21 protein-coding genes are annotated in these 22,967 nt (G+C 64.2%); 7 read left to right on the forward strand and 14 right to left on the reverse strand.

Annotated elements, in window-relative coordinates; genetic code table 11:
- Positions 1-102: 102 nt before the first annotated feature.
- Positions 103-1,158, forward strand: coding sequence for a haloacid dehalogenase-like hydrolase (locus NP534_RS01950; RefSeq protein WP_274097576.1), 1,056 nt, complete (start codon positions 103-105; stop codon positions 1,156-1,158).
- Between the two features lie 11 nt (positions 1,159-1,169).
- Here NP534_RS01950 and NP534_RS01955 read toward each other — a convergent pair whose 3' ends face one another.
- Entirely contained in the window at positions 1,170-1,838 is a 669-nt protein-coding gene (locus NP534_RS01955; RefSeq protein WP_274097577.1) for an FMN-dependent NADH-azoreductase, read from the reverse strand.
- Positions 1,839-1,978: 140 nt separating this feature from the next.
- Between NP534_RS01955 and NP534_RS01960 the strand changes: the two genes are divergently transcribed.
- The gene (locus tag NP534_RS01960) at positions 1,979-2,839 is read left to right on the forward strand and encodes a LysR family transcriptional regulator (protein WP_274097578.1); all 861 of its coding nucleotides are present in this window, start codon (positions 1,979-1,981) and stop codon (positions 2,837-2,839) included.
- Between the two features lie 97 nt (positions 2,840-2,936).
- Here NP534_RS01960 and ilvD read toward each other — a convergent pair whose 3' ends face one another.
- Positions 2,937-4,778, reverse strand: coding sequence for a dihydroxy-acid dehydratase (ilvD, locus tag NP534_RS01965; RefSeq protein ID WP_033702050.1), 1,842 nt, complete (start codon positions 4,776-4,778; stop codon positions 2,937-2,939).
- 478 nt (positions 4,779-5,256) lie between these two features.
- Between ilvD and mgtE the strand changes: the two genes are divergently transcribed.
- Positions 5,257-6,312: a magnesium transporter gene (gene mgtE / locus NP534_RS01970; RefSeq protein WP_274097579.1), complete on the forward strand. Its 1,056-nt coding sequence runs from the start codon at positions 5,257-5,259 to the stop codon at positions 6,310-6,312.
- 39 nt (positions 6,313-6,351) lie between these two features.
- Here the strand turns inward: mgtE and NP534_RS01975 are convergent, their stop codons facing one another.
- Complete coding sequence (locus NP534_RS01975) at positions 6,352-7,548, reverse strand: class I SAM-dependent rRNA methyltransferase (RefSeq protein WP_274097580.1); 1,197 nt, start codon at positions 7,546-7,548, stop codon at positions 6,352-6,354.
- A 191-nt stretch (positions 7,549-7,739) separates the two neighbouring features.
- Between NP534_RS01975 and NP534_RS01980 the strand changes: the two genes are divergently transcribed.
- Both NP534_RS01980 and mutM read left to right on the forward strand, forming a co-directional pair.
- On the forward strand, positions 7,740-8,558 hold the full coding sequence (locus NP534_RS01980; RefSeq protein ID WP_274097600.1) for an HDOD domain-containing protein: 819 nt from the start codon (positions 7,740-7,742) through the stop codon (positions 8,556-8,558).
- A 3-nt stretch (positions 8,559-8,561) separates the two neighbouring features.
- A complete protein-coding gene (gene mutM, locus NP534_RS01985; protein ID WP_027592314.1) occupies positions 8,562-9,374 on the forward strand; it encodes a bifunctional DNA-formamidopyrimidine glycosylase/DNA-(apurinic or apyrimidinic site) lyase in 813 nt (270 codons plus the stop codon).
- A 32-nt stretch (positions 9,375-9,406) separates the two neighbouring features.
- On the opposite strand, the gene NP534_RS01990 is transcribed toward mutM, so the two are convergent.
- The 5 genes from NP534_RS01990 to NP534_RS02010 form a co-directional block, all read right to left on the reverse strand.
- Positions 9,407-9,658: a YfhL family 4Fe-4S dicluster ferredoxin gene (locus tag NP534_RS01990; RefSeq protein WP_027592315.1), complete on the reverse strand. Its 252-nt coding sequence runs from the start codon at positions 9,656-9,658 to the stop codon at positions 9,407-9,409.
- Positions 9,659-9,767: 109 nt separating this feature from the next.
- On the reverse strand, positions 9,768-10,247 hold the full coding sequence (coaD, locus tag NP534_RS01995; protein WP_016489662.1) for a pantetheine-phosphate adenylyltransferase: 480 nt from the start codon (positions 10,245-10,247) through the stop codon (positions 9,768-9,770).
- A gap of 111 nt (positions 10,248-10,358) precedes the next feature.
- The gene (locus NP534_RS02000) at positions 10,359-11,957 is read right to left on the reverse strand and encodes a GMC family oxidoreductase (protein WP_274097582.1); all 1,599 of its coding nucleotides are present in this window, start codon (positions 11,955-11,957) and stop codon (positions 10,359-10,361) included.
- 20 nt (positions 11,958-11,977) lie between these two features.
- Positions 11,978-12,463 carry a twin-arginine translocation pathway signal protein gene (locus tag NP534_RS02005; protein WP_274097583.1) on the reverse strand — a complete coding sequence of 162 codons (486 nt, stop codon included), beginning with the start codon at positions 12,461-12,463 and terminating at the stop codon, positions 11,978-11,980.
- 9 nt (positions 12,464-12,472) lie between these two features.
- Complete coding sequence (locus tag NP534_RS02010; protein WP_274097584.1) at positions 12,473-13,903, reverse strand: coniferyl aldehyde dehydrogenase; 1,431 nt, start codon at positions 13,901-13,903, stop codon at positions 12,473-12,475.
- A gap of 151 nt (positions 13,904-14,054) precedes the next feature.
- Between NP534_RS02010 and NP534_RS02015 the strand changes: the two genes are divergently transcribed.
- Both NP534_RS02015 and NP534_RS02020 read left to right on the forward strand, forming a co-directional pair.
- Positions 14,055-14,720, forward strand: coding sequence for a TetR/AcrR family transcriptional regulator (locus NP534_RS02015; RefSeq protein WP_033702040.1), 666 nt, complete (start codon positions 14,055-14,057; stop codon positions 14,718-14,720).
- A 35-nt stretch (positions 14,721-14,755) separates the two neighbouring features.
- Positions 14,756-15,610 carry a sulfurtransferase gene (locus NP534_RS02020; RefSeq protein ID WP_274097585.1) on the forward strand — a complete coding sequence of 285 codons (855 nt, stop codon included), beginning with the start codon at positions 14,756-14,758 and terminating at the stop codon, positions 15,608-15,610.
- 12 nt (positions 15,611-15,622) lie between these two features.
- On the opposite strand, the gene NP534_RS02025 is transcribed toward NP534_RS02020, so the two are convergent.
- The 6 genes from NP534_RS02025 to NP534_RS02050 all read right to left on the reverse strand — a co-directional run bounded on the left by NP534_RS02025 (position 15,623) and on the right by NP534_RS02050 (position 22,864).
- Entirely contained in the window at positions 15,623-16,615 is a 993-nt protein-coding gene (locus NP534_RS02025) for a hydrolase (protein ID WP_274097586.1), read from the reverse strand.
- Between the two features lie 60 nt (positions 16,616-16,675).
- Entirely contained in the window at positions 16,676-18,037 is a 1,362-nt protein-coding gene (locus tag NP534_RS02030; protein WP_274097587.1) for a M16 family metallopeptidase, read from the reverse strand.
- Complete coding sequence (locus NP534_RS02035; protein WP_274097588.1) at positions 18,030-19,316, reverse strand: M16 family metallopeptidase; 1,287 nt, start codon at positions 19,314-19,316, stop codon at positions 18,030-18,032. Before NP534_RS02035 ends, NP534_RS02030 begins: the two co-directional genes overlap by 8 nt.
- A 107-nt stretch (positions 19,317-19,423) precedes the next feature.
- A complete protein-coding gene (gene rsmD / locus NP534_RS02040; RefSeq protein WP_274097589.1) occupies positions 19,424-20,026 on the reverse strand; it encodes a 16S rRNA (guanine(966)-N(2))-methyltransferase RsmD in 603 nt (200 codons plus the stop codon).
- Entirely contained in the window at positions 20,026-21,516 is a 1,491-nt protein-coding gene (locus NP534_RS02045) for a M16 family metallopeptidase (protein ID WP_274097590.1), read from the reverse strand. Before NP534_RS02045 ends, rsmD begins: the two co-directional genes overlap by 1 nt.
- Positions 21,509-22,864, reverse strand: coding sequence for a M16 family metallopeptidase (locus NP534_RS02050; RefSeq protein WP_274097591.1), 1,356 nt, complete (start codon positions 22,862-22,864; stop codon positions 21,509-21,511). The genes NP534_RS02045 and NP534_RS02050 overlap by 8 nt, the downstream gene beginning before the upstream one ends.
- Positions 22,865-22,967: the final 103 nt, after the last annotated feature.

Below are 22,967 nucleotides of genomic sequence, written 5' to 3' on the forward strand. Positions count from 1 at the left end.
AGCAATGAACACGACGTTTCAAGCTGCCTGGGCGTCGTTGTCAGGGCTGGCGGGTGCGGCATGTTGGGCTAGCGTTGCCTTGTCATTTCAGGAGATTCGTACATGCAGCTTGCTCCGAAAGCCTTCGCCGTCGGTCTTTCCCTGCTGTTCAGTGTCCAGGCCTGGGCCACCGAACTCAAGCACTGGCCCGCCGAGGCCGCCAAACAGCTCGACAGCATGATCGCCGCCAACGCCAACAAAGGTAACTACGCGGTGTTCGACATGGATAACACCAGCTACCGCTACGACCTTGAAGAGGCGCTGCTGCCGTTCATGGAGAACCAGGGCCTGCTGACTCGCGACAAGCTCGACCCTTCGTTGAAGTTGATCCCGTTCAAGGACACGGCCGAGCACAAGGAAAGCCTGTTCAGTTACTACTACCGCCTGTGCGAAATCGACGACATGGTCTGCTACCCGTGGGTGGCCCAGGTGTTCTCGGGCTTTACCCTGAAAGAGCTGAAGGCCCAGGTCGATGCCTTGATGGCCTCGGGCAAGCCCGTGCCCAGCACCTACTTCGAGGGTGACCAGGTCAAGGCCATCGAGGTGCAGCCGCCCAAGGTCTTCGCCGGCCAGGCCGAGCTGTTCAACAAGCTGACGGAGAATGGCATCGAGGTGTATGTGATTTCTGCCGCCTCCGAAGAACTGGTACGCATGGTCGCATCCGACCCAAAGTACGGCTACAACGTGAAGCCGCAGAATGTCATTGGTGTCAGCCTGCTGCTCAAAGACCGCGCCAGCGGCCAGCTGACCACGGCGCGTAAGCAGATTGGCGCCGGCCACTATGACCCCAAGGCCAATGAAGGCCTCGAACTGACGCCGTACCTGTGGACACCGGCAACGTGGATGGCAGGCAAGCAGGCGGCGATCCTCACCTACATCGATGAATGGAAGAAACCAGTATTGGTCGGGGGCGACACGCCGACCAGCGATGGTTACATGCAGTTCCACGGCGTGGATGTGGGCAAGGGGGGCATCCACCTGTGGATAAACCGCAAGGCCAAGTACATGGACCAACTCAACGGGATGATCGCCAAGCATGCAGCCGCCCAGGCCAAGGAAGGGCTGCCGGTGATGGCTGACAAGAACTGGGTGATCGTCACGCCGGAGCAGATCCAGTAACGGGGCGCACCTTAGCCGCTGCGGCCGACGATGATGGTGCGAGCCTGTGCCTGATCGATGTTGCGCGCCAGCAAGCTCACTTCTACGAGGGCGCTGGCACGGACGCTGGCGCCCGCAGGGCTTAGCGTTTGTTCGGCCACGATGCTGTGCACCCGGTTGATGCCGACAAAGCGGAACCACGCATCGAGGAAGGGCTTTTCCAGGCCGAACGCCTGGTCGGGCGTTTGCGAGTCGGGGCCATACCCCAGCCCGCGGGTGTAGATGGCCACCGCCCGCCGCCCACCGAGCATGCCGTTCAAGCCTTGCTCGTCGAAGGTGAACAGAACACCCTTGTGCGAAATCGCGTCTATCAGGTGCTTGAGCTTGTACGGTATGCCGAAATTCCACAGCGGCACGCTGAACAGCAACGTATCCGCCCGGTGGAAGCGCTTGGCGAGCGCTGTGATCTTGGCCCATGCAGCGGTTTGCGCGGGTGAAAGCGGGGCATCGGCAAGCCCTGCGTATTTGGCTGCAAGCAGGTCGCCATCCACCTCGGGCAGCGCGCACTCCCAAGGGTCGAGGCGGTCAACCTCTACGGCTTTGCGCTCTGCCAGCGCCGACAGAAAGACTTCGGCAATCTGAGCGGAAACCGAGCGCTCTCCTCTCGGTGAGGCGCACACATACAAGACACGTTCAACCACGGGTGCTTCTCCTTGGCAGCGTTGATGACACGTCCCCTGGTGCTTGAGTGCACAGGCGGGCTGCGCAAAGTCTGATTGAGGATGATCCATTATAGAAATAACGTATGCTCGCCTCATTGAGTGAGATAGGTGATCAATCCGTGTTCGATACTGTCCTTCTGCGTAGCCTGCTTGCCGTTGCCGACAGCGGTGGTTTTACCCGTGCTGCCGAGCGGCTGCACCTGACGCAATCGGCGATCAGCGCGCACATTCGCCGGCTCGAGAGCGAAGCCGGGCACAAGTTGCTGGAGCGCACCACCCGCTCGGTCAGCCTGACGCCAGCAGGTGCGCGGTTGGCAGGCTATGCGCGTACCATCCTGGCGCTGCATGACGATGCCCGCGCAAGCCTTGGCGTGGGGCGGCGGGTTTCAGGCACGGTGCTCGTGGGCTTGAGCGAGGAGATGGTCAAGGCGCCGGTGATCGACTGCCTGCGCCGATTCTCGGTCGCTCACCCGGATACTGAGCTTGTGCTGAAAGTCGGCCTGACCGGGGAGTTGCTCCCGCTGGTGCAGTCCGGTGGGCTGGATTTTGTCCTGGGTAGCCGCTGCAACGGTGATGAGCCTGGTGAGGTGTTGTGGTCCGAGCCGCTGGTCTGGGCGAGAGGGCCGCTGGCGTTGCTTGCAGATGATGAGTCCAGCGCTGTTCCCTTGGCCGTGTTTTCTGACCAGTGCCCCTATCGGGCTGCTGCCATCGAGGCGCTGGCGCGTGCGGGGCGGCAATGGCGTATCGTCTGCCAGAGCCCAAGTGCCGGAGGCTTGATGACAGCCGTGAGCGGCGGTCTTGGGGTCACACCGGTCACTCGCACGGCCGCCCTGGCCGCAGGGCTGCTGGAAGTGCCAACGCTGCCGCCCTTGCCCCATGCGCAGTTTGTGCTGACAGCGGCGGCGAAACCGAAACGCTCGGTTGCCCTGCTGCTGGCGCAGTTGCGCCAATGTGTTGCCAGGGTCGGCACACACTCGTAAGCAAGGTAGTTGCTCTCGTCGCTCGGCGCTGGCTTTGATCCTTCAGGCATAAAAAAACCGGCGCACAGGGCGCCGGCTTTTCAAACGCTAGAAAGCCTTACAGCCCGTCGAGCATCGCCTTGTTGCGTACCGCACCCTTGTCGGCACTGGTCGCCAGCAGGGCGTAGGCCTTGAGGGCGGTGGTCACCTTGCGCGGGCGCACTTCAACAGGTTTCCAGCCTTTCTTGTCCTGCTCGACGCGGCGCTCAGCCAGTTCTTCGTCGCTGACCAGCAGGTTGATCGAACGGTTGGGGATGTCGATCAATACCTTGTCGCCGTCGCGCACCAGGCCAATGGCGCCGCCAGCGGCGGCTTCCGGCGAGGCGTGGCCAATCGACAGGCCCGAGGTACCGCCCGAGAAGCGACCGTCGGTGAGCAGGGCGCAGGCCTTGCCCAGGCCTTTGGACTTCAGGTACGACGTCGGGTAGAGCATTTCCTGCATGCCCGGGCCGCCTTTCGGGCCTTCGTAGCGAATGATCACGATATCACCGGCCTTCACTTCGTCGGCGAGGATGCCGCGCACGGCGCTGTCCTGGCTCTCGAAGATCTTGGCGCTGCCTTCGAACACGTGGATCGACTCGTCGACACCGGCGGTTTTCACCACGCAACCGTCGAGGGCGATGTTGCCGTACAGCACGGCCAGGCCGCCCTCTTGCGAGTAGGCGTGCTCGAAGCTGCGGATGCAGCCGTTTTCACGGTCGTCGTCGAGGGTTTCCCAGCGGGTCGACTGGCTGAACGCGGTCTGGGTCGGGATGCCCGCCGGGCCGGCCTTGAAGAAGGTGTGCACCGCTTCGTCGTCGGTCTGGGTGATGTCCCACTTGGCGATGGCTTCTTCCATGCTGCGGCTGTGCACGGTCGGCAGGTCGGTGTGCAGCAGGCCGCCACGGGCCAGCGAGCCGAGGATGCTGAAGATGCCGCCGGCGCGGTGCACGTCTTCCATGTGGTACTTCTGGATGTTCGGCGCCACCTTGCACAGCTGCGGCACCACGCGCGACAGGCGGTCGATGTCACGCAGGTCGAACGCCACCTCGCCTTCCTGGGCCGCGGCCAGCAGGTGCAGGATGGTGTTGGTCGAACCGCCCATGGCGATGTCGAGCATCATGGCGTTTTCGAACGCCTTGAAGTTGGCGATGCTGCGCGGCAGCACCGACGCATCGTTCTCACCGTAGTAGCGCTTGCACAGCTCGACGATGGTGCGGCCAGCCGTGAGGAACAGCTGCTCGCGGTCGGAGTGGGTGGCCAAGGTCGAACCGTTGCCCGGCAGGGCCAGGCCCAGTGCTTCGGTCAGGCAGTTCATCGAGTTGGCGGTGAACATGCCGGAGCACGAACCGCACGTCGGGCAGGCGCTGCGCTCGTATTCGGCGACCTTCTCGTCGGAAGCCGAGGAGTCGGCGGCGATGACCATTGCGTCGACCAGGTCCAGGCCGTGGCTGGCCAGCTTGGTCTTGCCCGCTTCCATCGGGCCGCCGGAAACGAAGATCACCGGGATGTTAAGGCGCAGGGCGGCCATCAGCATGCCGGGGGTGATCTTGTCGCAGTTGGAGATGCAGACGATGGCGTCGGCGCAGTGGGCGTTGACCATGTATTCCACGGCGTCGGCGATGATCTCGCGGCTAGGCAGCGAGTACAGCATGCCGTCGTGGCCCATGGCGATGCCGTCGTCGACCGCGATGGTGTTGAATTCCTTGGCCACGCCACCGGCGCGCTCGATCTCGCGGGCAACCAGCTGGCCCAGGTCCTTCAGGTGCACGTGGCCCGGGACGAACTGGGTGAACGAGTTGGCGATGGCAATGATCGGTTTCTTGAAATCTTCGTCCTTCATCCCGGTGGCGCGCCACAGGGCACGAGCGCCGGCCATGTTGCGGCCATGGGTGGAAGTCTTGGAACGATAATCAGGCATGAAGCGCTCCTGGCGGCTTAATCAGGTCACAAAAAGGGGAGTGAGCTTCTCTTGTCCTATGCGCCTTAGGCCGGTTGCCACTGGCACGGATGGGGCCGAAGACACCACGGGATCGCCGCGTGCTCGACCAGAGCTCATAAACCCGCCGGGGATGACTGGCGATGAATAGCCCGATTCTACACCGCTGGCGCGGCGAGGGAATGGCGATGTGTCTGGGCGGTGGCTTTGGCCGAATAGCCGGTAGTTTGTAGGACCCTTCCGAAACGGCGCTTCAAGGGCTGACCTGCCGGCCCAGGCTGACTATGATCCGCCCGCCGCATGTGCGGCTTCACGAGATACACCCTCAATGGACCTTCCCAGTTTCAGTTCATACCGAACTCGTAAATTGGCACTGAGCGCGTCGCCGCCAGGGCCTGCGAAGGCTTGAGCCCGTGTGGCTGAGGTTTGCAGGTGCCTGCGTCGGCGCCTGGAGAACCTCATGCAACACACTTCCGATCTCTGCGTTTCCCCCCTCGACCTGCGCCAGGCCGCCCAGGCGCGTCGCGACGACCTGCTGCACCCGCACGGCTACCGCGAAGGCACGGCCGGTTACCTGATGACCAGCGAATATTCTTGCCTCGATGCCGGCCTCACTGCCAGCCAGGCCATCGACATGTTGCGCCGCGAGGCCGCCGACGCCGAAACCATCTATCAGTCCTATGTCCTCGATGAGCAGCGCAACCTGCGCGGTACCTTGTCCCTGCGCGAGCTGATCCTGGCCGCCCCCGAGCAGCCGATCGAGCAGATCATGGTGCACAAGGTCATCTGCGTGTGTACCGCGACCCGCCAGGAGGAGGTGGCCCGCCTGATACGCCAGCACGACCTGCTGGCCGTGCCGGTGCTGGACGAGGGCGGGCGCCTGGTGGGGCTGGTGACGTGCGACGATGCGCTCGACGTGGTGGTCGATGAGGCCACCGAGGACTTCCACAAGGGCGCATCCATCACCAACCACGTGGGCAACCTGCGGGATGCCACGGTCAGCCTGTTGTACCGCAAGCGGGTGTTGTGGCTGGTGCTGCTGGTGTTCGGCAACCTGTTTTCGGGGGCGGGCATCGCCGCGTTCGAAGAGACCATTGCCGCGCATATCGTGCTGGTGTTCTTCCTGCCGCTGTTGGTGGACAGCGGTGGCAATGCCGGGGCGCAGTCGGCGACCTTGATGGTGCGGGGCCTGGCGACGGGCGAGGTGGTGATGCGTGACTGGCTGCGGATGCTGGGGCGCGAATGCGGTGTGGCGTTGGCGCTGGGGTTCACCATGGCGGTGGCGGTGGCATCGCTGGGTGCGTTGCGCGGTGGGATGGACGTGGCCATCATCGTTGCCAGCAGCATGCTGGTGATCGTGTTGCTGGGTAGCCTGATCGGCATGAGCCTGCCGTTCATGTTTACCAAGCTCAAGCTCGACCCGGCGACTGCCAGCGGGCCGCTGGTGACGTCGATTGCAGATGCGGCGGGGGTGCTGGTGTATTTCGGGATTGCTTCGTACGTGCTGGGTATCTGATGTGCCTTTGGGGCCGCAAGGCGGCCCCAGGGCAGTGCATCAGCTGTTTGGCAGCAACCGGCAGGTAATGCTCTTGATGTAGCGGGTTTCGGCAATGGCCGGGTGCACCGGGTGGTCCGGGCCTTGGCCGCCGCGCTCGAGCAGTTGCAGGTTGCGATCCAGGTGACGGGCGCTGGTCAGCAGGATGTTGTTCAGGTCATCTTCGGGCAGGTGCATGGAGCATGAGGCGCTGACCAGGATGCCGTCCTTGTTGAGCATGCGCATGGCCTGTTCGTTGAGGCGACGGTAGGCCGCTTCGCCGTTTTTCAGGTCTTTCTTGCGCTTGATGAACGCGGGTGGGTCGGCAATGATCACGTCGAAGCGCTCTTCGGCGGCCTTCAGCTCGCGCAGTGCCTCGAACACGTCACCTTCGATGCAGGTGAGTTTGTCGCTGATGCCGTTGAGTGCGGCGTTGCGCTCGACGCCGTCCAGGGCGAACGCCGAGGCATCCACACAGAACACTTCGCTGGCACCAAATGCGCCGGCCTGCACACCCCAGCCACCGATGTAGCTGAACAGGTCGAGCACGCGTTTGCCTTTGACGTATGGGGCCAGGCGCGCGCGGTTCATGCGGTGGTCATAGAACCAGCCGGTCTTCTGCCCTTCGCGTACCGGGGCCTCGAATTGCACGCCGTTTTCTTCCAGCGCAACCCAGTCCGGCACTTCGCCGTAAACGGTTTCGACGTAGCGCTGCAGGCCTTCGGCATCACGCGCAGCGGAATCGTTCTTGAACAGGATGCCGCTTGGCTTGAGCACCTGGACCAGGGCGGCGATCACGTCGTCCTTGTGCAGCTCCATGGTGGCCGAGGCCAGCTGAACCACGAGGATGTCGAAGAAACGGTCGACCACCAGGCCTGGCAGCAGGTCGGAATCGCCGTAGACCAGGCGGTAGCACGGCTTGTCGAACAGGCGCTCACGCAGCGACAGGGCGACGTTGAGGCGGTGCACCAGCAGCGACTTGTCCAGTGGCAGCTTGACGTCGCGCGACAGCAGGCGCGCGCAGATCAGGTTGTTCGGGCTCAGCGCCACGATGCCCAGCGGCTTGCCGTTGGCGGCCTCGAGGACCGCCTGCTGGCCGGCCTGCAAGCCTTGCAGCGGGGTCGCGGCGACGTCGACTTCATTGCTGTAGACCCACAGGTGGCCAGCGCGCAGGCGGCGGTCGGCATTGGCTTTGAGGCGAAGGCTGGGCAGGGACATGACGTCGCTCCGGGAAAAAAGAGCGGGAGTATACCGTGTTGGCCCTTGCTGCGGTGCTGGGTGCGACAAAGTGCTGGCCAGCCGTAAAGCCAGACGATCCGGTGTTAGAATTCGCCGTCCTCAACGAGTGTGTACGCATGTCCCAAGAACTCAGCGCCGAACAGATCCAGCAAGCCTTGCAAGGCATTACCATCCCGCCGCAACCGCAGATCATGGTTGACCTGCAGTTCGAGCAGTACATGCCTGACCCGGATCTGGAAACCATCGCCAAGCTGATTTCCCAGGACCCGGGCTTGTCCGGCGCCTTGCTCAAGCTGGTCAACTCACCGCATTTCGGCCTCTCCAACAAGATTGGCTCGATCCAGCGTGCGGTGAACCTGCTGGGCAGCCGTTCGATCATCAACCTGATCAACGCCCAGTCGATCAAAGGCGAAATGAGCGACGAAACCATCGTCACCCTGAACCGCTTCTGGGACACCGCGCAGGATGTGGCAATGACCTGCCTGACCTTGGCCAAGCGCACCGGCATGCAGTCTGCGGACGAGGCCTACACCCTTGGGCTGTTCCATGATTGCGGCGTGCCGCTGATGCTCAAGCGCTTCCCCAACTACATGGAGGTGCTGGAAGAGGCCTACGCCAAGGCCGACGGCGAAACCCGTGTGGTCGATACGGAAAACCGTGCGTTCAATACCAACCACTCGGTAGTGGGGTATTTCACCGCCAAGTCCTGGCGCCTGCCCGAGCACCTCACTGCGGCCATCGCCAACCACCACAATGCCTTGGCTGTGTTCCGCGACGAGTCTTCGCGCAATGCCCAGAGCCAGATGAAAAACCTGCTGGCGGTGCTGAAGATGGCCGAGCACATCTGCGCGTCCTACCGGGTACTGGGCAGCCAGAGCGTCGACCACGAATGGGAGGTGGTGGGGCCGCTGGTGCTCGACTACATTGGCTTGTCGGACTACGACTTCGAAAACCTCAAGCAGAATATCCGAGAGCTGGGCGGGCACTGACACATGCCGGAACTACCCGAAGTAGAAACCACCCGGCGCGGTATCGCGCCCCACCTGGAAGGCCAGCGGGTCAGCCGCGTGGTGGTGCGTGACCGGCGCCTGCGCTGGCCGATCCCCGAAGACCTGGATGTGCGCTTGTCGGGGCAGCGTATCGTCAGCGTCGAGCGGCGCGCCAAGTACCTGTTGATCAATGCCGAGGTCGGCACCTTGATCAGCCATTTGGGCATGTCGGGTAATTTGCGCCTGGTCGAGCTGGGCTTGCCGGCGGCCAAGCACGAGCATGTCGACATCGAGCTGGAGTCGGGGCTGATGCTGCGCTACACCGACCCGCGCCGTTTCGGCGCCATGCTTTGGAGCCTCGACCCGCTCAACCACGAGCTGCTGCTGCGTCTGGGGCCAGAGCCGCTGACCGACCTGTTTGACGGTGAACGCCTGTTCCAGCTGTCGCGCGGGCGCTCGATGGCGGTCAAGCCGTTCATCATGGACAACGCGATCGTGGTCGGTGTGGGCAACATCTACGCCACCGAAGCGTTGTTTGCCGCAGGCATCGATCCACGCCGGGAGGCGGGCGGTATATCGCGGGCGCGGTATCTGAAGCTGGCCATCGAGATCAAGCGGGTGCTGGCGGCGGCCATCGAGCAGGGCGGCACGACCTTGCGCGACTTCATCGGCGGGGATGGGCAGCCGGGGTACTTCCAGCAGGAACTGTTCGTCTACGGGCGGGGTGGCATGCCGTGCAAGCTGTGTGGCACGACCTTGCGCGAGGTGAAGCTTGGGCAACGGGCCAGTGTGTTCTGCCCGCGCTGCCAGCGCTGAATCGGGGCCGCTTGGCGGCCCATTCGCGGGGCTCAGGCCTTGCCAGTAATCAGACGATACTTGGCCATCAGCTGTTCTTCGGTCTCCGGGTGCGCTTCATCCAGCGGGATGCAGTCGACCGGGCAGACCTGCTGGCACTGCGGCTCGTCGTAGTGGCCCACGCACTGAGTGCACAGGTTAGGGTCGATCACGTAGATCTCTTCGCCTTGGGAGATGGCCTCGTTCGGGCACTCGGGTTCGCAGACGTCGCAGTTGATGCAATCGTCGGTGATGATCAGGGACATGGGGACTCCGGCCGGGGCTCACCGCCCGGGCATGTTCAACGCAATGGGCACAATTGTGCCGCATTCGCGCCCGCAGTGCACGCGGGCGCGATATTCAGGCGATCAGGCGTTACTTCTTGAAGCGTTCGGTCAGCGCCTCTGCCACCACGGGGTGGACGAACTTGCTGATATCGCCGCCCAATGCCGCGATTTCCCTGACCAACGTCGAGGAAATAAACGAATAGCGCTCCGAAGGCGTCAGGAACAGGCTCTCGACATCGGGGGCCAGTTGCCGGTTCATGTTCGCCAACTGGAACTCGTACTCGAAGTCGGACACCGCACGCAGGCCGCGCAAGAAGACGTTGGCGCCCTGTTCCTTGGCGAAATGCGCCAACAGGGAAGAGAAGCCGATGACTTCGACATTGGGCAGGTGCTTGGTGACCTCACGGGCCAGCGCCACCCGTTGTTCCAGCGGGAACAGCGGGTTTTTCTTGGGGCTGGCCGCCACCGCGATAATCACATGGTCGAACAGCCGCGAGGCGCGCTCGACCAGATCGCCATGGCCCTTGGTAATGGGGTCGAAAGTACCCGGGTACAACACTCGGTTCATCGCGTCATCCTGGCTGGAGTGCGTTGGGGAGTCGGATGGTAGCGCAGCGATTGCGCCCGGCCAAGTCGTGCGGCCGGCTGATGGCACTATAGACAGTGGGTGCATTTGTTGTCATGCGTTGTGTGCCAGGCGGGTGATCAGGGCATCGGTAAGCTTTGCGCTGAGGGCGTAAACCGATAATTGCGGGTTGGCGCCGATGCTGGTGGGGAAAAGCGAGCCGTCGTGAATCGACAGGTTTTCCAGCTGGTGGTGCTGGCCCAGGCTGTTGCACACCGCCTGGCGCGGGTCTTCACCGAGGGCGCAACCGCCCATCACGTGGGCGCTGCCCAGGCGTGTGCGGTACGGCGCCAGTGACAGCTCGTCGATCATCGTCAGGGCTTCGCTCAGGCTGCTGGCGTAGCGGGCATCGCCGTGCACCGGCAGCACCCGCGTGGCACCGGCGGCAAACTGGATGTGCGCCATGCTGCGGTAGGCGCGACGCAAACCGTCGCGCAGGTAATCGTTGACCGGGTAATCCAGCACCGGTGAACCATCGCCGCGCAGCTCGACGGCGCCCCCCTGGCTTTGCGGGTGGAAGCCATCGCGCAGCAACGCCAGCATCACGTGGGTGTGCGGCAGCTCGGCCATGCGCTGGGCATTGTCGTTGCCATGCCCGCCCAGCAGGGTGCTGGCCAGGGCCGGGTGCAGGGGCGGCACTTCGAGTTTGTAGCCGATCGGGCCGTCGCTGCCGCCCAACCATTGAAAATGGTCGCTGTAGATCGATTGCGGGGCGCCGTAGTAGGGGTCGATGCGCGCGTTGAAACGTGCCGCGCTGAAGTTGACCAGGTGCAGGAAAGTGCGTTTGCCCAGGCACGCGTGCGGGTCGGGAGCGTTGGAGCGCAGCAACAGCGCCGGGCTGTTGATACCGCCCCCAGCCAAAATGTAGTGCCGGGCGCGCACGCTGATCTGCTTGCCGGTGGTGTTTATCCCGTTGGCGTCCAGGGCGCTGCACTGCAACCCGGCGATGCGTTCGCCGTCGTGCTCGAAGCGCTCTGCCCGGGCCAGGTACAGCAGCTCGCCACCCTGGTCTAGGGTGGCCGGTATGCTGGTCACCAGCATCGACTGCTTGGCATTGACCGGGCAGCCCATGCCGCAATAGCCAAGGTTCCAGCAACCGCGCACATTGCGCGGTATCACCGCCCAACGATAGCCGAGCTGTTCGCAGCCACGGCGCAGCACTTCGTTGTTGGCATTTGGCGGCAAGGCCCAGGGGCTGATGCCCAGCTGCTGTTCGATGCGTTCGAACCATGGGGCTAATGCTTCGTTGCCCAAACCGCTGACCTGGTGCTCCTGGGCCCAATGGGCCAGGGTCTGTGGCGGTGTGCGAAAGCTCGAGGTCCAGTTGACCAGCGTGGTGCCGCCCACGGCGCGGCCCTGCAGAATGGTGATGGCGCCGTCCTTGCTCATCCGCCCCAAGCCCTCCTGATACAGGCTGGCGTAGGCCTCGCTTTCCAGCAGGTGGAAGTCGCTGCTGGTCTTCAGTGGGCCTTCTTCGATCAGCAATACCTTGAACCCGGCAGCGCTGAGCAACTGCGCACTGGTGGCGCCGCCAGCGCCGCTGCCGATCACGGCGATATCGGCTTGCAGGGCCAGGTCCTGCGCCAGGCGCGAGCCGTCGTGGGTGATCCAGCCGCGTTCGAGGCCTTGGCGAAACGGGTCGATTACAGGCATTGGCGGTGCTCTTGTTGTCGTCAGATCTTCGGTGGCCCAGGGTAGCCGCAGGCCGCCCAGGCTTCCGGGCGCTCGTACCAGGCCATCAGCAGCAGTTGCAGCAGCGATGCATGGCCCATGCGCAGCAGGTTCAGCGAGCTGGCCTGCCAGCGTTGCAGAAACGCGTTGATCTGCTCGGCGCTGGCTTGCTGCCAGGCGCCCCAGATACCGGTCAGGGGGCCGCGGGTCAACGGCAGGCTGAGCACGTCGAACAATTGCCGGGTGAGCTTGAGCATCTCTGGCGACAGCGCCGCCAGTTTGTGATCCAGGCTGTGCAGCACCAGCGCTTCGACGGCCTGGGTGCCGGCAAGCACTACCGGGATCAGCGCGTTCAGCAGGTGCAGGTCGTCGTCGCGCAGCGCCCGATAGCCAGTTGCGGGCGACTGCGCCGTGCAGCCGACCAGGCTGGTGGTGGCGAGGAACGCACTGGCACCCAGGCTGAAACGGAGCAGGTCGCGTCGCTGCATGGCCCGGGCTCAGCGGATGAACAGCTTGTAGACCAGGCGCTGCAAGGCCTTGCCGTAAGGCGGGTAGATCAGGCGGGCAGCGTTCAGGCGTTGCTTGGCCAGCACCGCCTTGGCTTTGCTGAAGGTCAGGAAGCCGTCGTGGCCGTGGTAGTGCCCCATACCGGAAGGCCCTATACCGCCAAAGGGCAGGTCGTCCTGGGCGACATGCAGCAGGGTGTCGTTCAGGCACACGCCACCGGAGTGGGTGTGGCGCAGTACGTGCTCCTGCTCGGTGCGCTCGTAGCCGAAGTAGTAGAGGGCCAGGGGGCGTGGGCGCTGGTTGATGTAGGCCAAGGCTTGGTCGAGGGTGTCATAGGGCACCAGCGGCAACAGCGGGCCGAAAATTTCGTCCTGCATCACCTGCATGCCGTCGGTCACCCCCAGCAGCAGGTGAGGGGGCAGGCGTCGTCCCTGGCGGGGTTCGCCGGGGTACAGGTCGAGCACCTCGGCGCCTTGGTCGCGGGCGTCGTCCAGCAGGTGCTGCAGGCGCTGCAGCTGCCGCGGGTTGATGATGGCGGTGTAGTCGGGGTTGTCGGCGATATGCGGATACAGGCGGCGAACGGCGAGCTGGTAGGCGTCACTGAAGGCCTGCAGCCGTTCGCGCGGCACCAGCACGTAGTCGGGGGCTACGCAGGTCTGGCCGGCGTTCAGGGTCTTGCCGAAGGCAATGCGCTCGGCCGCGCTGTCCAGCGGCACGCTGGCCGAGACGATGGCCGGCGATTTGCCGCCCAGTTCCAGGGTCACCGGGGTCAGGTTATGGGCCGCAGCCAGCATGACCTGGCGGCCCACACTGGTAGCGCCGGTGAACAGCAGGTGGTCGAACGGCAGGCGAGCAAAGGCCTGGCCAACCTCGACCTCACCCAGCACCACGCTGACCAGGTCTTCGGGGAACACGCGTGCCAGCAACTGCTTGAGCGCCTGGGCACTGGCCGGCGTTGCTTCGCTGAGCTTGAGCATGACCCGGTTGCCCGCCGCCAGGGCACAGGTCAGCGGGCCAATGGCGAGAAACAACGGGTAGTTCCACGGCACGATGATGCCAACCACCCCCAAGGGTTGGTAGCGCACCTGCGCGCTGGCGGGCTGGAAGGCCAGGCCGACCCGGCGCCGACTGGCGCGCATCCAGCGTTGCACATGCGTTTCGGCATGGCGCAGGCCCTGGATCGAGGGCAGCAGTTCGGCCAGCAAGGTCTCGTCGGCGCTGCGCCCGTCAAAGTCCTGGTCGATGGCTTCGATCAGTTGCGCCTGGTCCGCCAACAGTGCCTCGCGCAGGCTCTTCAGCCACTGGCGGCGCTGGGCCGCCGGTGGCGTGGGGTTGCCGGCAAAAGCCTGGCGTTGAGCGGCGAACCTCGCCGTCAGGTCGAGGTCGGAATGCACAGGAGGCAAGGCAACGGGCGAGGTCATATCGGCGCGAGTCCGGGCGTGGGAGTCCCTAGAGCCTATACTCTAATCGGTACCATGGTGCGAATTTTTCCTGGCGTTCGAGCGGTGCATTCCACAGCGGATAAGCCGTAAGATGACCCTTTGACCAAGGCCCGCAGACTGGGAGCTGAGCATGGCCCCGCGCATGAAGACCCGAGAGCGCATCGTGCAGAACAGCCTGGAGCTGTTCAACCAGCAGGGCGAACGTAGCGTCAGCACCAACCATATTGCCGCGCACATGGAAATCTCGCCCGGCAACCTCTATTACCACTTCCCCAACAAGCAGGCGATTATCGCCCTGTTGTTCAGCCAGTACGAAGCGCTGGTGGACAGTTTTCTGCGCCCGCCTCAAGGGCGAGCCGCAACGGTGGAAGACAAGCGTTTCTACCTCAAGGCCCTGCTCGCGGCGATGTGGAACTACCGCTTCCTGCACCGCGACCTGGAACACCTGCTGGACAGCGACCCCGAGCTGGCCGCGCGCTATCGGCGGTTTTCCGAGCGCTGCCTGCGCCAGGGCCAGGCGATCTACCGGGGCTTCGTCGACGCCGGGATCCTGGCCATGGCGCCGGCGCAGATCGAGTCGCTGACCATCAACGCCTGGATCGTGCTGACCTCATGGGTGCGTTTTCTCAGCACCACGCGTGAGCACTCCGCGCACCTGGGTGAAGAAGCCTTCAAGCGCGGCGTCTATCAGGTACTGGTGCTGGAGCTTGGCTTCGTCACCGTTGACGCCCGCAATGCCGTGGACGCGCTGTGCCAGGAATTCCATGTACCGTTCAACCAGGCCCTGGAACTGTGAACCAGGGCACGAGTGCCATCGATCAGGAGATAGTCATGCCCCTTGCGCAATTGATCACCCCGCAACAGCTGGCCGAGCGTCTGGGCTCGCCCGATCTGGTGATCCTCGACTGCCGCTTTGCCCTCGAGGATGTGGACTATGGCCAACGCAGCTATGCCGAGGGGCATATTGCCGGGGCCCACTTCGCCGACCTTGAGCGCGACCTCAGTGGCCCGGTAAGCAAGGGACGCACGGGGCGCCACCCATTACCGGATGCGGGGCGGCTGGTTGAGCGCCTGCGCGAGTGGGGGCTGGACAACGACAGCCAGGTGGTGCTCTACGACGACGGCCCCGGTGCATTTGCCGCGCGCGCCTGGTGGTTGCTGGCCTGGTTGGGCAAACGCAGTGGCGTGTCGATTCTCGATGGCGGCCTCAAGGCATGGCATGCAGCGCATCTGCCGTTGAGCCTGGACCCACCCCTCAAGCGCGAGGGTACGTTCACAGGTGAGCCGGATAACACGTTGCTGATCGATGCCGAGCACTTGGCCAAGCACCTGGGCGATGCGGGGCTGACGTTGATCGACGCCAGAGGCTTGCCGCGCTTTCGCGGTGAAGTCGAGCCTATCGACCCGGTTGCTGGGCATATTCCTGGTGCGCAGTGCGCGGCGTTTACCGACAACCTGGGGGCCGACGGGCGTTTTCTACCGGCCGACGCACTCAAGCAACGGTTTGCCGAAAAGCTGGCGGGGCGCTCGCCGGAGCAGTTGGTGGCCTACTGCGGGTCGGGGGTGACGGCTTGCCACAATCTGTTTGCCCTGGCACTGGCGGGCTATCCGCTGGGGCGGCTGTATGCAGGGTCATGGAGCGAGTGGATCAATAACCCGGCGCACGGAGTGGCAACCGGGGATTGACCCGGGCTGCTGCTACGCGCCTTCTACCAGCCACTGCGGAATCCGCCGTTCCAGGTAATACCCCGGGTTGCGCAGGCTGCCATCGACAAAACCCACATGGCCACCGCGATTGTGCAGTTCAAACTGCGTCTGCGCTGCCAGTTCGCTGGCCAAGGGCAAGCTGTGGCTGGACACGAACGGATCGTCGTTGGCGTGGATGATCAGGGTCGGCGTGCGGTTTTCGCCCAGGAAGAAGCGGCTCGATGAACGCCGGTAGTAATCGTGCGCATCGTTAAAACCGTTGAGCGGCGCAGTGACCTTGCCGTCGAAGTCCCAGAAGGTGCGCAGTTTGGTCAGGGGCCCGAGCCGTTCCAGGGCTGCTAGCCGCTCGTGTTCGCCCTTCTCATGGAAGTGGCGTTGCTTGAGCTGCACGTAGGCCAGCATCTCGCGCATGAAATGGGCCTGGTAAACCTTCGAAAAACCCTGGCCGATACGGTCGGCACACTGGTCCAGGCGAAACGGCACCGACACCGCGACCGCAGCTTCCAGCTGGCTGGCCGAGCCGCTTTCGCCCAGGTATTTGAGCAGCACATTGCCACCCAACGAATAACCCACTGCATAAAGTGGCGCCAATGGGCGCTGGGCGCGCAGGTGAGCGACGATTTCTGCCAGGTCCTCGCTGGCGCCGGAATGGTAGCTGCGCGGCAGCAGGTTCGGCTCGCCCGAACAACCGCGCCAGTTCACCGCCACGCTGGCCCAGCCGCGGCTCTGCAGGGCTTGCTGCAAGCCTTTGACGTAGGGCGAGTGGGAAGACCCGGTCAGCCCGTGCAGCACCAGCACCAGCGGCGCATCCGCCTGGTGCGGGCCATGCCAGTCGAGGTCGATGAAGTCGCCATCGGCCAGCCACAGCCGCTCGCGGTCGCGCTGCAGCGCTGGCAACTTGCGCCAGAGCGGGCCCCACAAGGTTTGCAGGTGCGGGTTGGACAGGCCGACGGCCGGGCGAAAATGGGCAGTGAGGCTGGGCATGCTGGGCGACTCGTGATGTGCCTGCCTAGAGTGCCATGAAACACTGCCCCTGTACCTGCGCTATTGGTCGATGGCCGGCAGCGGTTGCTGGTCCACCATGGGGCCGACGCTGACAAGCACCTGGCGCGTCAGGTCGAACCTGCGTTGCATGACTTCGCGGACCACCTCCGGGGTCAGCTGGGTCAAGCGTTCGATGTAGGTATTCGGGTAGTCATCCGCTTGCCGTTGATAGGTGGTGTTGGTGAGCAGTGCGGCCAGGCTGTTGTTCCTGGCAACACCACGCAACAACTGCCCTGCCAGCTGTTGGCGAGCCAGTTGCAGTTCGGCTTCGCTCGGCCCTTGCCGGATAAAGTCGGCAAGCAAGGTGGATACCCGGTCCTGCGTGCCGGCCACGAAATGCGGGGCGATCTCCCACTCGATGACGAACAGCCCTCCAGCACTCATGGGCACCAGTTGGCTACGGATGTCGTAGGTGAGGCCACGACGTTGGCGCAGTTCTTTCATCAGCCGTGAGTCGAGCCCCGAGCCCAGCACTTCACTGGCCATTACCAGAGCAAGGTACTCGGGTTCGTTGGCCGGTACGTTCATCGGCAACGCCAGAAGCACTGCGTTGCTCGCCCCAGGCTGTTCAACGTTGATCGTTGCACTTGTTGTTTCAGGGGTGACTGGCAGCTCGGCGGCGGCCCAGCCTTGGGGCAGTGCCTGGCTGATGCGCTGTGCAATGCCTTGCGCCTCAGTGCGCGACAGGTCGCCGACAACGACCATTTCCAGGTTGGTGGCACTGTAGGCACGTCGGTGAAACGCTTTCAGGTCGTCGCGCGTGACCGTGGCCAGCCCTTGCGCCGTGCTGCCCTGCGGGTTGGCGTAGGGATGCCCGCTGAACAGGTGGTGAAAGACCTCGCGGCGCGCCCTGAGCACCGGCTGCTTCGCGCGGGATGCGTCGTGCTGCAAGAGTTGGCGTTTGACAGTCTCCAGCGAGGTGTCGTCAAAGGCCGGCTGAGCGACCATTTCGGTGAACAGTTCGATGGCAGGGTCGAGCAACGCCGGGGTGCTCAGGCTGCGCAGGCTCAAGGTCGCGTGCTCACGGCGTATCTGTTTATCCACAACCGCACCCAGCCGCTCCATACGCTGAGCATGCTCGATCGCGTCAAAGCGCTGGCTGCCCTCGTCGAGCATGTACAGGGTCAGCGCGGCCAGATTGGGCTGGTCACCCTGAAGGCTACCCGCCTTGAAGCGCAGCATCACATCGACGATGGGTAAACCGCGGGCCTCGACGAACGTCACGCCTGTACCCGCGTCGGTTCTCCAGACCTCTACTTGCGTCTTGATGGTTTCGAAATGGTTCAGGTCCAGCCCTTGGGCGCTGAGCAGACCGTTGCCTAGGTCCGGTGCCGCCAGAGGGGCCTCTGTTCTCTCATTCATGAGGGGTCTCCTGAGGGTGCAGGAAGGTGGTCGCCATGCGAGGTGGTGTCAGGTAATCGTGCGCGGCTTGGCGAACCTGCTCGGCGGTCACTGCCTCGATGGCTTCTCGATCATCATCCAGCGCGATGGGGTCCAGCCCGCAGACCGCCTGCCTGCCGATGGCTTCTGCCTGCTCCTCGATGTCGTCTCGTGCAAACACTTGCCTGGCCAGCAGGCGCGCCTTTGCGCGTTGAAGGTCTTGCGGGCTGGGCAGGGTCTGGCGAAAGGCTTCGATTTCAGCCATCAGTCTGTCGGCTGCTGCCTCGGGCGTGACGTTGCAGTAGGCATAGAGGGTCAGCAGGCTGTCGCCACGCCGATACGGCTCGTAGCTTGACTTCAGGCCTTGCAGTACCGGTTCGTCTATCAGCAGCCGACGTTGCAGCGTTGCGGCCTGGCCTTCGGTAAGCAAATCGGGCAGCAGCCGCAAGGCATGCGCTTGCGTGCTGGAGCTGGCGGTGCGTTGGCTGGGCAGGTTGAAGCTGAGGACCAGGCCGGGCCTCACGCCTTGCAGGCGCAATGTTTGCGAGCGTCGCGCCAGGTCGGGGGCTTCGACGGGGGCTTGCCGCGGCGGCAGGCGATGGGCGGGGATTGCCGCGAAATGCCGCGTGACCAGTGTTTGCAGTTGTTGCAGGTCGATGTCGCCAGCGACTGCAAGGGTGGCGTTGTTCGGGTGATACCAGGTTTGGTACCAGGTGCGGGCGGCCGCAGGCGTCATGGCCGCGAGGTCGGCCTTGTAGCCGATCACCGGCGTTGCATAGGGGCTGGTGCCGTGGGCCAGCAACTGGTGCTGTTCCAGTGCGAGCGCCAAAGGGTTGTTGTCGACATCGGCACGCCGCTCGGCCATTACCACCGCAAGCTCGCGAGCAAAGGATGCATCGCCGAGGGTGGCTGTGGCCATGGTGTCGGCCATGGCTTCCAGGGCAACCTCCAGCCGGCTGACGGGCAAGGTCAGTGGGAAGACCGTGGCCTCGGCATGGGTGAACGCATTCGGGTCACCGCCGAGGCGGGTCATGAGGGTCGCATACTGCCCGCTGGCCAGTTTGCTGCTGCCCTCGAACAGCAAGTGCTCCAAAGCATGGGACAGGCCAGTGTGCCCCTCGGGCTCGTAGCTGGCGCCAATGTGATACCACAGTTGCACGCTTGCCAACGGGGCGCGACGGTCTTCGCGTAAATAAACGCGCAGGCCATTGGCGAGGGAGAAGGCCTGTACCGAGGGTACAGGCGTTGGGTGTTCGGTCATGGCGCAAGTGCTCCTGCAAGAAACGAAGGAGCAGCTTCAGCCATGGCGCCGGTTACTGTGCTGTAACTAATTACGCCAACACAGTAAACCGGCGTGCCGGCGGGCGGTCAGCCGCGCTGCCAAAGCGCGTAATGCACCTGGCCGGTTTTTTTCTCGCGGTGCAGGCGCCAGTTACCGGGCATTTGCAAGGCCGAGGGTGCGGTTTCGCTCTCGGTGTAGATCCACGCCTGTTCACGCAGCCACTGGTTCTGTTCCAGCAGGTTGCAGGTGTTGGCCAGCAAGTCCTGATGGAAGGGCGGGTCGAGGAACACGACGTCGAACTGCTGCTTGGCCGGGTTCTGCAGGTAGCGCAGCGCGTCGGTCTGCAGGATTTGCCCGCGTGGGCAGCGCAGCAGCTCGAGGTTGTCCTTGAGGTTACTGATGGCGGCCGGGTTGCTGTCCAGGGCCACGGCATCTTCGGCGCCGCGAGACAAGGCTTCGAGCACCAGGGCGCCGCTGCCGGTAAAGGCATCCAGCACTCGGGCGCCTTCGATGTAAGGCGCAAGCCAGTTGAACACGGTTTCGCGCACGCGATCAGGCGTTGGCCGCAGGCCGTCGCCTTCAGGCACCGTCAGACGGCGGCTGCGCCACTCGCCGGCGATGATGCGCAGGTGGCCCTGGCCCTTGCTTTGGCCCGTTTGAGGGCGGGCGGGAGGGGTGGATCTTGGCATTAGTGCTCCGGTACGCCGGGCGGTTGCTCGGCGGGCTTGTCAGTGGGGGCTGGCAGCGGTTTTTGCGGCACCTTGGGGCCAGCGGTGACGATCACCAGTTTATCGGCCGACAGGTGTTTGTTCATGGCGGCCTTGACCTGTTCGACGGTAAGGGCCTGGGACTGCTGCATGAAGTCCTCGAGCCAGGTCAGCGGCAGGTTGTAGAAGCCGATGGCCCCCAGTTGGCCGACGATACTGGCATTGCTGGCATTGGACAGCGGGAAGCTGCCGGCCAGCTCGCGCTTGGCGTCGTCCAGCTCTTGCTGGGTCGGGCCGCTTTTCAGGTAGTCGGCAAGAATGTCCTGGACCAGCTTGAGCGTGCCTTCGCTGAGTTCGGCGCGGGTTTGCAGGTTGATCATGAACGGGCCGCGCACCTGCATCGGGCTGAACACCGAGTAGACGCCGTAGGTGAGGCCGCGCTTTTCACGTACTTCACTCATCAGACGGGTGCCGAACGCGCCACCGCCAAGGATCTGGTTGCCCAGCGACAGGGCTGGCCAGTCTGGGTCCTGACGGTCGATACCCAGTTCAGCCAGCATCAGGTGGGTCTGCTTGGACGGGAAGTCGATGTGGGTCAGGCCCGCCTTGGGCTCAACGGGCTGGGGCGGTGCCACCAGCGCCGGGCCCTTGGGCAGGCCGGCGGATACCTGGGCGGCAATGGCCTCGGCTTCGGCGCGGCTGAGATCGCCGACCAGGGCGATGACTGCGTTGCCGGCGGTGTAAGCCTCGGCATGGAAGGCGCGCAGCTGTGCCAGGGTGATGCCGTTGATGCTTTCGGCGGTGCCGTCGCTCGGGTGAGCGTAGGGATGGTCGCCGTAGAGTTTGCCGAACAGTGCCTTGCCAGCGATCTTGCCGGGGTTCTGCTTCTCGTATTCGAAGCCGGCCAGCATCTGGTTCTTGATGCGCTTGAGGGCGTCCTCCGGGAACGTGGGCTTGCCAGCGACCTCGGCGAACAGCTTGAGCGCCGGCTCACGCTTGTCCTGGGTGCTCAGGCTGCGCAGCGAGGCCACGGCCATGTCGCGGTACGAGCCGTTGCCGAAGTCTGCGCCGAGGCCTTCGAAACCTTCGGCAATGGCGGTCACGTCCTTGCCGGCAACGCCCTCGTTGAGCATGGCGTTGGTCAAGGCGGCCAGGCCTGGCGTAGCGCCGTCCTGGCTGCTACCGGCGGCGAAAGTGACGCGCAGGTCGAACATCGGCAGTTCGCGGGCTTCGACGAACAGCACCCGAGCGCCTTCGGCGGTGGTCCAGTTCTGGATGTTCAGCTGACGCCGGCTGGGGGCTTTGCCATCCAGCTCGGCCAGTGACTGCAGGGTATTGGCCGGGCGGGCCGCAGTACTGTCGGCCTTCGGCGCGTTGTCGGCCAGGGCCGGGGCCGCCAGCACTGCCGCCAGCGTAAGGGCGCGGATGCCCGTAGCCAGCAGGGTGTGGCGTGGTGCGCGACGATCACTCATGAGCGGACTCCTCGGGCAGTACATGGGCAACGCTCAGGCGTTCGCGGGTGAAGTAGGTGCGCGCAGCGTTCTGGATGTCTTGCGGGGTCACGCGCTTGAGCTCGTCAAGCTCGCTGTCGATCAGCTTCCAGGACAGGCCCACGGTCTCCAGCTGGCCGATGGTGGTGGCCTGGCTGCTGATGGAGTCGCGGTCGTAGACCAGGCCGGCGATCACCTGGGCGCGCACGCGTTCGAGTTCTTCGGCGCTAGGGGGCGTGGTCTTGAGCTCTTCGAGCAGTTGCCAGATGCCCTTTTCCACGTCTGCCAGGGTTTTGTGCTTCTGCACGTTCGGCGTGGCCGAGATCAGGAACAGGCTGTCGCCACGGGTGAAGGCGTTGTAGCTGGACGACGCACCGGCCACCAGCTCCTGACCGCGCTCCAGGCGGGCCGGCATGCGGGCGCTGTAGCCGCCGTCGAGCAAGGCCGAGATCAGGCGCAGGGCGTGCACCGTGCTCGGCTCCTGGGTGGTCGCCAGGCCGGGTACATTGAAGCCGTAGATCAGGCTCGGCAACTGGGTGCGCACGTGCAGGGTCAGTTGGCGTTGGCCTGGCTCGGCCAGCTCCAGCGGCAGCTTGGCTGGTGGGACCGCGCGCTTTGGAATGCCGGCGAAGTACTTTTGCGCCAGGCCCTTGACCTCATCGACGGTGACATCGCCGACCACCACCAGGGTGGCGTTGTTGGGCGCGTACCAGGATTCGTACCAGTGCCGCAGCTCCTCGACCTTCATGCGTTCGAGGTCGGCCATCCAGCCGATGGTCGGGGTGTGATAGCCACTGGCCGGGTAGGCCATGGCGCGGAACAGCTCGAATGCTTTCGAGTTGGGTTGATCATCGGTGCGCAGGCGGCGCTCTTCCTTGATCACTTCGATTTCGCGGCTGAACTCGTCGGCGGGCAGGCGCAGGCTGGCCAGGCGGTCGGCTTCGAGTTCCAGGGCCACTGGCAGGCGGTCGCGGGCCAGCACCTGGTAATAGGCCGTGTAATCGTCGCTGGTGAAGGCGTTTTCTTCGGCGCCCAGGTCCCGCAGGATGCGCGAGCCCTCGCCGGGGCCGACTTTGGCGCTCCCCTTGAACATCATGTGTTCCAGGGCGTGGGACAGGCCGGTCTGGCCCGGGGTCTCGTAGCTGGAGCCGACCTTGTACCAGATCTGCGAGACCACGACCGGTGCGCGGTGGTCTTCGCGCACGACCACCTTGAGGCCGTTGTCGAGGATGAATTCGTGAGTCGGTTGCACATCGGCGGCGAAGGCCGCGAGCGGCAGGCAGAGCGTGCCGAGCAACAGGCCAGCGGCGCGGCGGGCTAGAGCATTCATACGGTGTTTAACCTGTTCGGCGGCCCGCAGGGTTTAGCGTCGGCGGGCCAGGAGGTGCTAGGATACTGATCCGGTTGCCTGGCGACCATGCCTGTCGCCGTTC

Source organism: Pseudomonas sp. 39004, assembly GCF_028682155.1.
In the GTDB taxonomy this organism is placed as follows: Bacteria; Pseudomonadota; Gammaproteobacteria; order Pseudomonadales; family Pseudomonadaceae; genus Aquipseudomonas; species Aquipseudomonas capeferrum.